Annotated in this window: 12 protein-coding genes; 10 read left to right on the top strand and 2 right to left on the bottom strand. The window is 51.8% G+C overall.

The window, feature by feature from the left end:
- The 5 genes from DDZ17_RS22045 to DDZ17_RS22025 all read left to right on the top strand — a co-directional run.
- On the top strand, nucleotides 1-123 hold a 123-nt coding region (locus tag DDZ17_RS22045), incomplete at its 5' end, for an aldehyde dehydrogenase family protein (protein ID WP_116369181.1).
- A 246-nt stretch (nucleotides 124-369) separates the two neighbouring features.
- The gene (fdxA, locus tag DDZ17_RS22040; protein WP_116369197.1) at nucleotides 370-693 is read left to right on the top strand and encodes a ferredoxin FdxA; all 324 of its coding nucleotides are present in this window, start codon (nucleotides 370-372) and stop codon (nucleotides 691-693) included.
- A 91-nt stretch (nucleotides 694-784) separates the two neighbouring features.
- The gene (locus DDZ17_RS22035) at nucleotides 785-1,840 is read left to right on the top strand and encodes an NHL repeat-containing protein (protein WP_157976799.1); all 1,056 of its coding nucleotides are present in this window, start codon (nucleotides 785-787) and stop codon (nucleotides 1,838-1,840) included.
- Nucleotides 1,841-1,883: 43 nt separating this feature from the next.
- Nucleotides 1,884-3,092, top strand: coding sequence for an iron-containing alcohol dehydrogenase (locus tag DDZ17_RS22030; protein WP_241506001.1), 1,209 nt, complete (start codon nucleotides 1,884-1,886; stop codon nucleotides 3,090-3,092).
- A 26-nt stretch (nucleotides 3,093-3,118) separates the two neighbouring features.
- Nucleotides 3,119-3,856 (top strand): hydratase, encoded by a 738-nt coding sequence (locus tag DDZ17_RS22025; RefSeq protein WP_009577221.1) that lies wholly within the window; start codon nucleotides 3,119-3,121, stop codon nucleotides 3,854-3,856.
- An 8-nt stretch (nucleotides 3,857-3,864) separates the two neighbouring features.
- Here DDZ17_RS22025 and DDZ17_RS22020 read toward each other — a convergent pair whose 3' ends face one another.
- A complete protein-coding gene (locus DDZ17_RS22020; protein WP_277749345.1) occupies nucleotides 3,865-5,253 on the bottom strand; it encodes a wax ester/triacylglycerol synthase family O-acyltransferase in 1,389 nt (462 codons plus the stop codon).
- A gap of 56 nt (nucleotides 5,254-5,309) precedes the next feature.
- Between DDZ17_RS22020 and istA the strand changes: the two genes are divergently transcribed.
- Both istA and istB read left to right on the top strand, forming a co-directional pair.
- Nucleotides 5,310-6,839, top strand: coding sequence for an IS21 family transposase (gene istA, locus DDZ17_RS22015; RefSeq protein WP_421910594.1), 1,530 nt, complete (start codon nucleotides 5,310-5,312; stop codon nucleotides 6,837-6,839).
- On the top strand, nucleotides 6,836-7,582 hold the full coding sequence (istB, locus tag DDZ17_RS22010; protein WP_116369193.1) for an IS21-like element helper ATPase IstB: 747 nt from the start codon (nucleotides 6,836-6,838) through the stop codon (nucleotides 7,580-7,582). Before istA ends, istB begins: the two co-directional genes overlap by 4 nt.
- Before the next feature lie 167 nt (nucleotides 7,583-7,749).
- Here istB and DDZ17_RS22005 read toward each other — a convergent pair whose 3' ends face one another.
- Nucleotides 7,750-8,499, bottom strand: a complete 750-nt coding sequence (locus tag DDZ17_RS22005) for a hypothetical protein (RefSeq protein WP_116369192.1) — start codon at nucleotides 8,497-8,499, stop codon at nucleotides 7,750-7,752.
- Nucleotides 8,500-8,873: 374 nt separating this feature from the next.
- On the opposite strand from DDZ17_RS22005, the gene DDZ17_RS22000 reads away from it, so the two are divergent.
- From DDZ17_RS22000 to DDZ17_RS21990, 3 genes are all read left to right on the top strand, one after another.
- Nucleotides 8,874-11,285 (top strand): pyruvate formate lyase family protein, encoded by a 2,412-nt coding sequence (locus DDZ17_RS22000; protein ID WP_206613629.1) that lies wholly within the window; start codon nucleotides 8,874-8,876, stop codon nucleotides 11,283-11,285.
- A 235-nt stretch (nucleotides 11,286-11,520) separates the two neighbouring features.
- Nucleotides 11,521-12,543 (top strand): AraC family transcriptional regulator, encoded by a 1,023-nt coding sequence (locus tag DDZ17_RS21995; RefSeq protein WP_079458528.1) that lies wholly within the window; start codon nucleotides 11,521-11,523, stop codon nucleotides 12,541-12,543.
- Between the two features lie 243 nt (nucleotides 12,544-12,786).
- A partial coding sequence (locus DDZ17_RS21990) for a pyruvate formate lyase family protein (RefSeq protein ID WP_193940651.1) occupies nucleotides 12,787-14,071 on the top strand: 1,285 nt, incomplete at its 3' end.

Here is a 14,071-nt window from a genome sequence, read left to right as displayed (position 1 = left end):
GCCTTTGGCGGATACAAGAAGTCGGGTATTGGCCGTGAAACCCACAAGATGATGCTTGACCATTACCAGCAGACCAAGAACCTGCTGGTGAGCTACAGCATCGACCCGCTGGGTTTCTTCTGAGTCCGAAGCGATACGGCCCCCCTGCAATGGGGGGCTTCTGTACGGCCGGGTTAAATGTCACAAAACCATGCTACAGGGACATATGCCGATTCCAAATGGCAATGGATTCGATTGCAAGCTGTGGCTGAGCCAACCGGCGGGGTACATAGGAATGAAGACGAACCGCCTTACGTATACGAAACAGAGAAATTCTATAGCGGGGACGCCACTGTATAACTTTGTTCCTGCGCTAGTGGAGAAAATTGGATGACGTTCATAGTAGGTGAAGAGTGCATCAAGTGTAAGCACACGGACTGCGTTGAGGTCTGCCCGGTGGATTGTTTTTACGAGGGTCCGAATTTCTTGGTGATACACCCCGAGGAATGTATCGATTGTGCGCTATGCGAACCGGAATGCCCTGTGGACGCAATTTTTTCTGAGGACGAACTGCCAGAAGACCAGGCCGTGTTCTTGGAACTCAATGCGGAACTGGCCGAAGTATGGCCAAACATCAGTGAAATGAAAGAAGCTCCGGCTGACGCGGAAGAGTGGACTGGAAAACCGAACAAGCTCCAGTATCTTGAGAGATGATGGCTCGATAGGGAGCGGCAATCGTCGCATTGAAATCAACATATAACGTAGATTCACTAGCGTCTGCGGAACGGCTCTGAGGTATTAAACTATGTCTAGCGTCAATGGACTTAGAAAGCTTGAACAGATGGATAAGATGGCCAAGGTGATTGCGCGGGGCAAGCACTTTGTGGGGCGAAACCGAAGAGAGAAGTTACATGGCACTCTGGTTGGTCACAATCAATTTCTGTATCGAGTGGATTTGAGCTGGGCGAGTGAAATTGAGCTAACGCCTGATAGTTCGCGGGATCATCATGAAATGGTGATCAGTAAAGCTGGGCATATTTACGTGCTGACTAACGATTTCAGGAACAACATATTAATCCTCGATCCCTCTGGAGAGCTCATTGACACCTGGACGCTCGGCCTAGAGGCAGCGCATGGCCTGACCATCTCGCACAGCGAAGATGAGGAAATGCTGTTCATCACTGATTACAAGACCCAGACAGTATACAAAACGACACTATGGGGACAGATTTTGATGCGGATACGCGCACCGGAGTTTCTGGATATCTATTCCGGCAGTAACGCTTATCTACCAACAGGAACAGCGGTATCCAAGAATGGTGATGTGTACATCGCCGATGGCTATGGCTCATCTTACATTATTCAGTACGATGTAGAGGGCAGGTACATCAGTCACTTCGGTGGGCGGGGTGAAGACGAGGAGAGCGTCAACTCCTCCCACGGCATTGCTATTGATTCCAGAGGGGCAGAACAAACCTTGCTGGTAACTTCTCGCGAGGACGCTTGTATCAAGCGTTTTACCCTGTGTGGCGACTATATCGAAAGCATCAATATTCCTGGCGCATACATGTGCCGTCCGGTAGTTCACGGTGAAAATTTGTACGCGGCCGTATGCTGGTCAGATAAATTGTATGCCCCAAATACGGGATTTGTAACGATTCTCAACAGAGACAATGTTGTTGTCTCTAACCCAGGAGGAATAGGGCCAGAGTACGTCGACGGAAAAGTCCGAAAACTCAGGCAGGAGGTACCCCTGTTCAGTCACTGCCATGACGTCTGTGTAGACAATGACGAGAATGTTTATGTTTGCGAGTGGAATGCGTCAGGTCGCCTACCAGTAAAGTTGGTTCGCTTGCATTAACAACAGAATATAGAAAATTGTCATAGTATTGAGGTAATTACAAATGAAATTCTTAGTACGACTCTATTTCATGATCAGAGCCTTCGGGGCAATCAGGGTGTTGCGATTTTTACCCAAGAAGTCCCCTATGGTGTTCAAAGGCGAGGGATCTTCACTGCACCTTTGTAACGAGATATCAATGTTGGGATTCCGTAAAGTCCTTCTTGTCACTGACAATTTCCTGGCTGAATCTGGCCTGCTGTATGAAATGCAAGCTTCGCTTAGAGCCGCAGGCGTAGAGTACATTGTGTACGATGGAGTACTGCCCAATCCTGATTTTGATTCGGTGATCGAGGGGGACAGGGCATACGGGGATAACGGCTGTGACGCCATTGTGTCTGTGGGTGGCGGTTCGGTCCTTGATGCAGCGAAGATGATGGCACTATTGCACGACAACCGCCTAACTCTGGATAAGTTTGAGGGTGTATCGAAAAGTAATAAGCCCGCTGTCCCACATTTTGCGGTACCGACAACGGCTGGGACTGGTGCCGAGATCACACCGGTTGCCGTAATATCAGACCCGGCCACGCATCGAAAAGTACTGATCACAGACGGTAAGATGTTGCCCGATTACATCGCGCTGGATCCCGTGATTATGCAGGGCTTACCACCCTCGATCACAGCAGCTACAGGGATAGATGCTCTAACACATGCTGTCGAAGCGTACCTCAGTAGAGGGGCCACTGAAAAAACAGATCGAGAAGCGAGGTTGGCTGTTAATCTGATCTTTCGCTATCTGTTAAGAGCATATCGTAACGGCGATGATATGGAGGCCAGGGACGCCATGGCCACTGCTTCCTTCTATGCCGGTACGAGCTTTGGAGTCGCCGGCGTGGGTTATGTCCACGCTATTGCGCACCAACTGGGGCGACTCTTCGGCACCCCGCATGGCAACGCTAATGCAATGGTATTTCCTGAAGTACTTGCTGCTTACGGCGACTGTGTTTTCTCCCGACTAGCTGAGCTTGCCAGACTAGTCGGGGTCGGCGCGGCGGATGATAACGATAAAATCCTGGCAAATAAATTTGTAGCTGCGATTGTCGAAATGCGTTCAACCATGGATATGCCCCTCCAGATCGAAAATTTCACCCCACAGAAACAAGATGATGTGGTGCGCTCAGCCGGCGCCGAGGCGGGGAATATGTATCCCGTCCCCCGATACCTGGATGAATCCGATTTGCAATCGATAGTTAATGGGCTCGTAGCCGTTTAGATCACGAACATAAAAGGACACAGGATATGCATGACGAGTTTCAGGCAAAGCTAGCCAGCGACATAGTGGGCCACAATCCACTTTCGGAATTTCCAGAGGGCCTCACCTTAGACGATGCCTATGCATTACTACCATCTGTTGCTGAGCGTGTTTGTGACAGGAAGATTCGTGGATTGAAGGCAGGGTTAACGAATACAGATCTACAGCCTTTTTTTGGCCTTGACCATGCTTTGCTTGGCTATGTGTATGACCGGGGCGAGCTGATATTGGGTGACGGCATTCCTCTGCTGGCTGGCTCGCAGATCGAGTGTGAGTTGGCCATCATTCTTGATGCTGACGGACAGCCAAAGTCTTTGGCTCCAGCGATTGAATTTGTCTACGTTAACTTTTCCAGACCCGAAGATATGACGGCGGCAAACCTGGTCGTTTCCAGCCTGGGTGCTGATCGCTTTCTCGTTGGGGAGCAGATGCCTTGGTCGGAAGTGGATTTCGATGCTATAAAAAACTCAAAGCTGACGGCTAAGCTGGACGGGTCCACTATCATGGAAACCTCTCCGATGGATTCCCTTGGTGGTCCAGAGCAGGCGCTGCAATGGTGTACTAGCGAAGCTCGAAAACGTGGTCTTCAGATAGAAGATGGTTCAGTCTTGCTATGTGGTACCTGCGGCGGTGGACTGCCAATGTTAACTGGTGGTTACAGTGTAGATTATGGCTCGCTGGGCCGCATCGATTTCGAGGTTACAATGAGCAGCAGGTCGCACTAAGCGAGCCTCTAGGTGGTGATTCCCGCGACCTCCTCTAAATCAACCAGTGCATCCTCCATCAGGTCAATGATTCTGTCAGCTTCGGGTAGGGACCGCCGGCAGGCGATGGCGCCACAGTCCAATCTTCCCGCGTAGCTGGAGACAGTGATATTTAGGGCGATGCCTTCTGGTAATGCGGCAACCGGATAACTTGCCTCGAGCTCGGCCCCGTCGATATACATCTTTTTGCGGGGGCCAGGTACATTGGATATGAGTACGCTGCTGTGTGGGTATTTTGGTGTCAGGCCTAGCAGGGATGAGGTCAGCACCGGCGCCTGTGTCAGGGCACTGAATACTCCGGCTTCAGTCGCAGATAGCCCGGAATAGAGAGATTTTCCAGATTTCACTGATCTCTGGATATCCCTAAAGCGCTGCTCGGAATCTTCAACATCGGTAGCAAGGTTTACGGTGATAAATGCGATCTGGTTTGCGCTACCTGTATCGCCTTTGTCTCGCAGGGAAATCGGAACTATGGTGGTTAGTGGTCGTGTCGGTAGCTCATGCCATTGTTTTAGATAACTCCGAATTGCGCCTGAGCACACAGTCAGCACAACGTCATTTATTGTGCCTCCGAGCGTCTTTCCAAGTCGTCTGATACGATCAAGTTCCCATGAGCTTGCATTGAATGATCGTGGAGCACCGACTTTGGTATTCAATGGGGTGGGGCCGCTGTGCTGCCAGGGCACGGTGAGATCACCCGGTCGGACATAACCCTGCAGATACTTCAACATAGCCGAAGATATGTTCGTGGTGCTTCCAGCAGCTTGTTTTAAGACCTCTAAACCCACTCTTAGATCCGGCATAGACACAGGTTGAGCGGGTTCTCCAGATGCACCCTTCGACGCCTCTGTTTGTAGCCCGTGACAGAATGGCGAGGCCTTTAAGCGATCGGACTTTCTTGTCGAGTGCATGGATTGGCCGAGTTTGGCCATGCCCACTCCGTCGATGGCTGCGTGGTGAAGCTTTGTATAGATAGCAAAGCGATTACCCTCCAGGCCGTTAATCAGGTGTTGTTCCCATAAAGGTCTCTCGCGATCCAGAGATGTTCCGTGAAGCCTAGATACAAGCGTAAACAATTGTTCAAAGTCACCAGGCGTTGCGAGGCCGGACCGGCGCAAGTGGTAGGAAATATCGATGTCGTCATCGGCTATCCAGCTTGGCCCTGTTAGGGATGAATGCAGGCGGCTGCCAAAAGGGAAACGAAAGCGTTCGATATCACCAACGGTATCTACCAGGCGCTGCAGGAATTTCGCCTCATCGGAACCTTTCGGTATCTTATAGATGCCAAGCACGGCGATGTGCATAGGCGTAGTTCTCTTTTCTGTTCGGCGACAATTAGGATGACCGGTTAGCGACAATTATCTTGGCCGGTTGGGTATGACAATAGGCATTTGTTTTCCTCCATGGAGCACCAGTGCCTGGTCAACACATTACCCACCGACAAGAGGAGCTGTATATGCAGCATCGTAAAGCCGGCGCCACGCAGGAAGTGGCCGCCGCCAAAGCAGGTCTTTCCGTTCGTTCTGGACGGCGTATTGAGCAATCTGGGGGAGTCCGAACTCAATCTGAGCGCGATTGGCGCACCCGTGAAGATCCGCTCGAGGCCGTATGGAGCACTGAGCTCGTACACTTGCTGGAGAACGAGCCGTCACTGACGGGAACCACTCTGCTCGATTACCTGGAAGAGCATTACCCCGAACATTACGATCAACGTATCCTGCGAACTTTGCAACGGCGTGTTAAACAATGGAAAGCGCTGCATGGCCCTGACCGCGAGGTCATGTTCCGGCAGCAGGCGGTGGTATCACAGCAGGGTTTTTCCGACTTCACCCACCCTGACAGTCCGATCACCATTCAGGGCAAGCCCTTCTCGCATCTGCTGTATCAGTTCCGACTGGCCTACAGCGGCTGGCGCTCAGTCACTGTGGTGCAAGGGGGCGAGAGCTATGCAGCGCTGGCCTGTGGTCTGCAGCGTGCCTTGAAACAGGCGGGCGGAAGCCCCCTGGAGCACCGCACCGACAGTTTGAGCGCCGCGCGCAAGAATCGAGAAAACGCTTGGACGGACGACTACGCCAAGCTGTGTGCGCACTACGGTATGCAACCTACCCGCAACAATCCCGGTCAGTCGCATGAGAATGGTGTAGTCGAGTGCGCCAACGGCTCCCTCAAACAGCGACTGTCTCAACAGCTGAAGTTGCGGGGCCATGCTGACTTTGATTCAGTTGGTGCCTATCAGTCACTGATCGACAAGGTGGTGGACAAACTGAATCGCCGGACTCGCAGCCGCTTCGACGAAGAGCAGCTTTCCTTACAACCCTTGCCCGGGGATGAGATGGCTGACTACCGGACATTCAACGTCAAGGTTACTCGTTCATCAACCATTGAAGTCAAGCGTGTGGTCTACACTGTGCCATCACGATTGATCGGAGAACGGATTCAGGTGCGCGTTCACCATGATCAACTGGCGCTGTACGTCGGACAACAGCTGGCACTGACGTTGCCGCGCGTCTATCCCAAGCCAGGTGAGCAGCGGGGGCGTAGCGTCAATTACCAACACGTTATTCGCTCACTGGCCTCCAAACCACAGGCGTTCCGCTACTCACAACTGCGTGACGATTTGCTGCCCGACGACAATTACCGTGAACTCTGGAAGCTGGCTGATCAACACCTTGAACCCCGCGAAGCCTGCAAATGGATTGTTACCGTGCTGAGACTGGCGTTTGAGTACGACGATGAGGAGTGCCTGGGGCTCGACCTGTTAGCAGAGGCTCGGGCTGGTCGCTTCGCGTCAATTAAAGACATTCAATCTCGCTATCTGAGGGGGCAGGAATTCACCTCGGCGACGACAACTACCCAGCACTCATTGATCAGTTACAACGAGCTATTGTCATCGATCAAAAGCGAAGGTCAGCGCGAAGACACCATGGTGGAGGATCTCTTATGAGCGATACCGTGGCGCTGCTACTCAAAGAACTCAAGCTGCCCGCGTTTGTTCGTCACTATCAATCGTTATGGGATCGTGCGATCGAGCAAGGCTGGTCGCACACGGACTATCTGGCGGCTCTGTGTGAATACGAGCTCTCAGACCGCTATCAGAGACGGACCTACAAGTGGCTGCGTGAAGCCGGCTTGGCCACCCATAAAACCTTTGCCACGCTAGAAAATAACGCACTGATCAAAGCCCAGCAAACCACTCTGGCTAAACTGCAACAGGACACCGACTGGGCGCATCGTGCTGACAACGTCTTGCTCATTGGTCCCAGCGGTACTGGGAAAACTCACATTGCCAATGCCCTAGGTCATCAGCTGGTCGAACAAGGCGTTCGTTGTAAGCTGTTTCCAGCCATCGCGCTAGTTCAGCTGTTGCAGCAAGCTAAGCGCGATCTGGATCTGATGACCGCAATGACTCGACTGGACAAATACCGGGTACTCATCATTGACGATATCGGCTATGTGAAAAAAACGGATGCGGAGACTCACGTCTTGTTCGAGTTCATCGCCCACCGCTACGAAAGCGGCAGCCTCATCGTTACGGCCAATCAGCCGTTCAGCGAATGGGATCAAATCTTCCCTGACAGCATTATGACGGTGGCCGCGATTGATCGGCTCATCCATCACGCGACAATTATTGAACTGGAGGGAGAGAGCTACCGGAAACAGCAGCACGTGAAACAGGCGAAAAGTTAGTAAACATTAAAACCACCCAACCGGCCATCATAGTTGTCGCCAACCGGACAAGATAGTTGACGCCGAACACTTTTCGGTGAAGAGAAATGCGGCACTTGTTGGATCCAGTGCTTTAGACTTGTTCATGTCGAATATCCATATGGCACGATCGAAAGTTCGATGGATCCCTACTTAGTGCTTAGATGGTCAATCGAGAAGAGCTCGGCGCCACCTTCTTCGACAGGCTCTTGGATAACCTCACAGGGTGGAGCCTCCGTCCATGGGTAGGGATAGTTGCCTTCTATAGTGTTCTTAAACAATCTGGTGCAGAGGCCATTTGCAAAGCGATACAGCCCGTCATTTACGAAGCCCACAACCGCAGAGTCATCATCTTGCATGCCATCCTTGGTCACTGATTGACTATTGATGTGAGCTCCCACGTCGATTGCATGGTCCTCCTCTAGATAGTTCAGTTCAAAAGCGTCCAGGTAACCATCTATCCACTGCTCGGTGGAGCTGGCCCGCTCCAACAGGTCCTGATCGCTATTTAGGTACCATTCGATGCTACGGGGACTGGTCTTGAACTGCTCGGCGACAGTTACTACGTCAGACTGTTGGATAGCTCTGGTGTCGACCATCCTATGCATTAGTTCATTGCCCCAGCGATAAATCAGATCGCCGGCGAACTGGTCTTGAGTAGGGCGGTGTAGGTAAGGAATCAATAACGCATAATGACTAACGGGTTGCACTGCCACTACCGTGTGGTACGGACTATGGCTTTGACTACTTGTGATTAGATGACATTGCCAGCTCACCACATCCTCAGTATTGGCGATCCGCTGCGCGCCGATAACGTCACTCCCCCTGCGCATGAGCCTTGGCAAATCCATCCCCAGCCATCGACTGAGATCATGAGAAATAGAGAGTTGGACAATCATAGCTTCTGACTAGTTAGTTCTGGTACGTTGAGTAACCCATATAGGATTCGAAATGCTTAAGAATCCATTTTGGTAATGCAGCCCTCGAGCTGCGCTACGAATGCTAATTTTAGTTGAATTGCACCAGAATATCCGAATATCCGAACGATATTACAAGAGCGTTGCGTGAGTGCGTGAGCCAAAATGTAGTTTTTAACATTTTGATATATATACAAAAAAACTAATACTTGGTCTATCCATCACAAAATAGGCATTAACTTTAAGCCATTCTGCCCTGACACTATTTATGAGGCGATATACATTTGGGCCACATAACAGCCTGCAGCATGGCTAAGGCCTGGACAATGAAACAATGTGTGAGGACATCAGAATGAATGCCCCTATCAATAAAGATCTTATTGCCTATTGCCGCGAACTCTGACCGCTGTGCCCAGCCGCCGAGTGAACGAGTTGAAGCCCTAAAAAAGGCAGTCCAGAGCGAAACCAATGGCGCCTGTATTGAGCGCGCCTTGCTCTGGACGGAGTACGACAAGGACAAGCGCAATAGGGGCAAGATCCCTGCTGTTCGTATCGCAGAGGCCACCCGCCATGTACTGAATCACAAAAGTGTCAAAATTTACCCCCGTGAACTGATTGTCGGAAATTTCACCTCCAAGCGCGTGGCAGGGTTCTGCTACCCCGAGCTCGCCGGTATTCAGGTAATGGTCGAGGCGTTCGGTTTACCCAAGCGCAGAGTTAATCCGCTCGAGATCAGCCTCTGGGATCGGTTCAAACTGGCCTCCAAGGTACCTTATTGGCTCAATAAGAACGCAGCTTACCGCGCATTTGACAACATGAAAGATCGCTTCCGCTTCGCTGCAGAGCAGGGTGAAGCGCTCCAATACCAGGTCTATGAAGCTGGTGGCATTGCTCACCTCGCTCCCGACTACGAAAAGCTGATCAAGGTTGGTGCGCAAGGTATTATCGATGAAGTGGCATCCATGGAAGCTCAAACCAGCGATCCTGAAAAGCTGGATTTCTACCGGTCAGTCAAGATCGCCATGAGTGGACTGGCGGAATTCGGCGACCGCTATGCGGCAGAGGCCAAGGCAATGGCGGTGCAGGAGAGCGATCCGGTACGAAAGCAAGAGCTTCTGGACATTGCAGCGGTGTGCTCTCGTGTACCACGGCAGGGAGCAACGAACTTCCACGAGGCAGTGCAGTCCATGACACTTGCCCATATTGCCATCTTTCAGGAAACGTTTGGCGAAACGACCTGCCCGGGCCGTATTGACCAGTTCCTGAGACCCTATTATGAAAAGGACCTTGCAGAAGCGCGTATCGATCGTGCGCAGGCCAAGGAAATCCTGGGGGCGTTCTGTGTCAAGTTGTGCGAAACCATCCCTATGCATTCAGACGTCGCTACCAGCACGCTCGGTGGGCTGACCAGCTGGGAGGTAGTTACCATCGGTGGCCAGGACTCCGAGGGCAACGATGCGACCAATGAGCTGAGCTACGTTCTGCTAGAGCTCGCCGATGAGTTGCGCATGCGTCAGCCCAACTTCCATGTGCGTATTCACGAGAACACACCCAAGGCATTCTACGACGAGGTGATTCGCATCAACTTTGGTGCTGGGTCCGCTCCCGCGATGTACAATGACGAGACCATCATCGAGTCTATGATGAACGTGGGATATTCACTGGAGGACGCTCGAAACTATGTGGCCATTGGCTGTGTTGAGCCCACGGCGCCGGGCAAGTCACTGGCTTCTACCGACGCCGGGATGTACAACATGCCTCTGGCGGTGGAAATGGCCCTTAACGAAGGCAAACAGTTCCACAGCTCGAAGCAAATAGGAGCGAAGACTCCTCCGGTTAGTGAAATGCGCTCGATGGACGACTTTGTTGCCGCCTACGATACCCAGGTGAAGCATCAGCTGGGCAAGCTACGCCGTGACCTGGAAGCGATCGAACGTTTCCACGCCGAGCATCATCCCACCCCACTGACTAGCAGCATGGTCGAGGGCTGTGTGGAGCAGGGTGTTTGTTCGACCAGTGGAGGCGCGATATACAATTTCTCCGGTATCCAGGGCTGTGGTATGGCGACAGTCGCCGATTCCCTGGGGGCCATTGAGAGCGCAGTGTTCGACGACGGCTGGCTCACCCTTGAAGAGCTGGTTGCGCACCTGAAAGACGATCTCTCAGATGAGGTTGTTCGGGCCCGCTTGGAGGGCATCGATAAGTTTGGCAACGATATTCCCAAGGCGGATGCCTGGATGAAATGGGTCGGTGATCACTACTCCGATTCCATTCACGCCCTGGGTAAGAATACCCGTGGCGGCCAGCATCTGGCGGGCGTGTATTCCAACACCTCACACACCCACTTTGGTGGCCTGGTTGGTGCCTTGCCTAATGGCCGTCGGGCGGGTGAAACGTATGCCTCAGGCTTTGCGCCGGAGAACGGCGCGGACAAGCGAGGTACCACTGCGTTGTTGAATTCCATGAACCGCATCGACTACAAGAAGTTCGCCAATGGTATTAATTTCAATATCAAGCTGGATGCCTCCAGTTACGACTGTGAAGAGGGACGAGATGCGCTAGCCAGCTTGTATAAGGTGTACTTCAAGCGGCACGGTATGCAGGTGCAGGCCAATATGCTGGATCCGAAGATTCTGATTGAGGCGCGGGACAACCCGGAGCTGCACCCTAACCTGCTGATCCGGGTATCGGGCTACTCGGCGTACTTCAACGATCTGTCGCCGGAAATGCAGGATGAAGTTATCGGGCGCAGCTCAAACAAAGGTTAACTCTTGCTGCTAAAGAGGCCTTTAGCGGCGCCTTCGGGCGCCGCTTTTTTATGTAGTAAACAAGTGTTCGTGATGTTGATTCTGACTTTACTTTCGACGACTGGAAGCGCAGTATTTCTCAATAAAGTTGTTAGATGCGTGAGCGACAATTAGCGTATACATTAGTATTTTCTACATAAACCCCATGGCCAACTTACACGTGGCATAATTGGTTTTGATAGCGGCCTGAATAAAAATGAAAAAGTTAATAGGTGGCCAGGACTCCCTATTTCCCTGGGTGCTACATCCAGTTCATCTTTATGAGTATGGGCTTGAACTTGGGCTATCTGCAGAAGAACTGCTACACGGCGCCGGTCTCAGTCTACAAGATATCGATGATGTCGATCTGCACATTACATGGCAACAGTATCGACTAATCGCCGATGTCGTAGCAGGGATCGCAAGCGATTGGGGGTTTCAGTTTGGGCTTCGACTTCCCGTAGCTTCGCATGGGCTTCTCGGTCTACTTGCATTAAATTGCGTGACTTGGGAGCAGGTGGTTGATATCCAGGAGAACTATCCATTACTTGTATCCCCAATCTTTTATGTTCAGCGCCGAGATACTCACGAGTATTGCTGCCTAACTATCCATCCTGAATTCACACGTGACCCGATTCTGAGACATTCGCTGGAAGCGTATTTCTCAATGTTTTTCCAGTCTGTACTCCAGATTGGGGGCGAGGCGGCGCGGAAGTACACCAGTTCACTATTTGTGAGGGTGCAAGGCTCGCCACCGGATTATGCAGAAGAGTGGCGGCAGTTCTTTGATGGCCAGATAGAATGGAATCAACATGCAGACCAGATATGGATTCACAAAGATCTTCTTGCATTGCCTATTCCGAATGCCGATCCGGTGTCGGCTAATGCAACTCGGCGCGTATTGCAGGCACAACTGAATCAGCTGCCGGCCAACAAGGGCGGATTGAATGAACTGCGGACGCTCTTTTCCCGTGGATTCTATAAGCAGGAGGAGTGTGCACAACAGCTCTTTACGACGCTTCCCACCTTAAAACGATACCTGCAGGCGGCATGTACCTCCTTTAGCCGTGAGCTCACCATGTATCGCATGGATGAGGCTTTCTGGGAGGCAGCCCACACGGAATGTTCCATGTCGGAATTGTCCGAAAGGCTGGGATTTCGTGATGTAAACAGCTTCGGCCGATTATTCAAGAAGGAGGCGGGGGTCAGTTTTACGGATTTTAGGCAAAGGTATCAGTAACAGAATAGGGGGCAATTCTAACGTAAAGAGCCATGTATTGTTTTTGGTGTTGAGCTAATTTGCCAGTCCTATCTTATTGATAATAAAGAAATTAATGGAGAAATATCATCTTTGTTTCTGCAGGCGCCGGAACTTTAAGCCATTCTGCCCTGACAGCCTGCTGAGGGCGGTATACATTTACCTGTGTGCCAGACCGTGGGATAGCTAAGGCTGGATAACCGACATAGATGTGAGGAGAGCGAGATGAATGCGATAGTGGATCCCCAGAAATCGACTACCAAGGCCGTTACAAGGGTGCTGAACCTGAAGAAGGCAGTGCAAGCAGAGGAGTACGCAGTCTGTATTGAACGCGCGATGCTCTGGACACAGTTCAGCAAGAACAAAAACAATAAGGCGAAGTCCCGCCCCGTGTTTATCGCCGAGGCTACCCGCCATGTTTTGAGAAACAAGACAGTGGAAATCTACCCGGAGGAGCTTGTCGTCGGCAACTTCACTGCCCATCGCGTCGGCGGCATCATTTATCCCGAGATGACCGGCATTGCGCCGATGATGGAAATCTTCAAGATCCCCACCCGCAGAGTTAACCCTCTCAATATCAAATTTCTTGATCGGATTAAACTGGCATTAACTATCCCTTATTGGCTCACAAGAAACCCAGCAGTTCTTGCATTCGATAACAACGAAGATCGTGCGCGTTTTGCGAAAGAGCAGGGCGAGGCACTGCAGTACCAATTGTATGAGGCTGGAGGAATCGCGCACCTGGCACCTGGCTACGAGAAGATTATTCGATTGGGTGCTGAGGGCATCATCGCCGAGGTGGAGGCCTTCGAGGCACAAACCACTGATCCGGAAAAACTCGAATTCTACCGTGGCGTGAAGATCTCCATGGAGGCACTAGGTGAATTTGGTGACCGTTATGCGGCGGAGGCCACGCGAGTTGCTAGCGATGAAAGGGATCCTGTGCGTCGTCAGGAGTTGGAAAAAATTGCGGAAGTTTGTACCCGCGTGCCTCGTCACGGAGCCTCCAGCTTTTACGAAGCGGTCCAATGTATGACCTTAGTACATATCGCGATATTCCAGGAAACTACTGGGGAGACGACCTGCCCGGGTCGTATAGATCAGTTCCTTAATCCGTACTATGAGCAGGACCTGGCAGATGGCGTCATCACCCGGGAGGAGGCCAAGGAACTCCTTGGCGCTTTCTGTGTGAAAATTTGTGAAACGATTCCCGTATGGTCTGAAACTACCGGCGCAATGCTGGGCGGTATGACCAGCTGGGAAGTCATTACCATCGGGGGCCAGGATTCCGAGGGCAACGATGCGACCAATGAGCTGAGTTTTATTATGTTGGAGCTCGCCGATGAGTTACGCATGCGTCAGCCCAACTTCCACGTCCGTATTCACGAGAACACACCCAAGGCATTCTACGATGAGGTCATCCGGGTGAACTTCGGCCCGGGTTCGGCGCCCGCCATGTATAACGACGAGACCATCATCGAGTCCATGATGAATGTCGGTTATTCCCTGG

It is taken from the genome of Parahaliea mediterranea (assembly GCF_003402235.1).
Lineage (GTDB): Bacteria > Pseudomonadota > Gammaproteobacteria > Pseudomonadales > Halieaceae > Parahaliea > Parahaliea mediterranea.
This window is presented reverse-complemented; position numbering and strand designations above follow the sequence as displayed.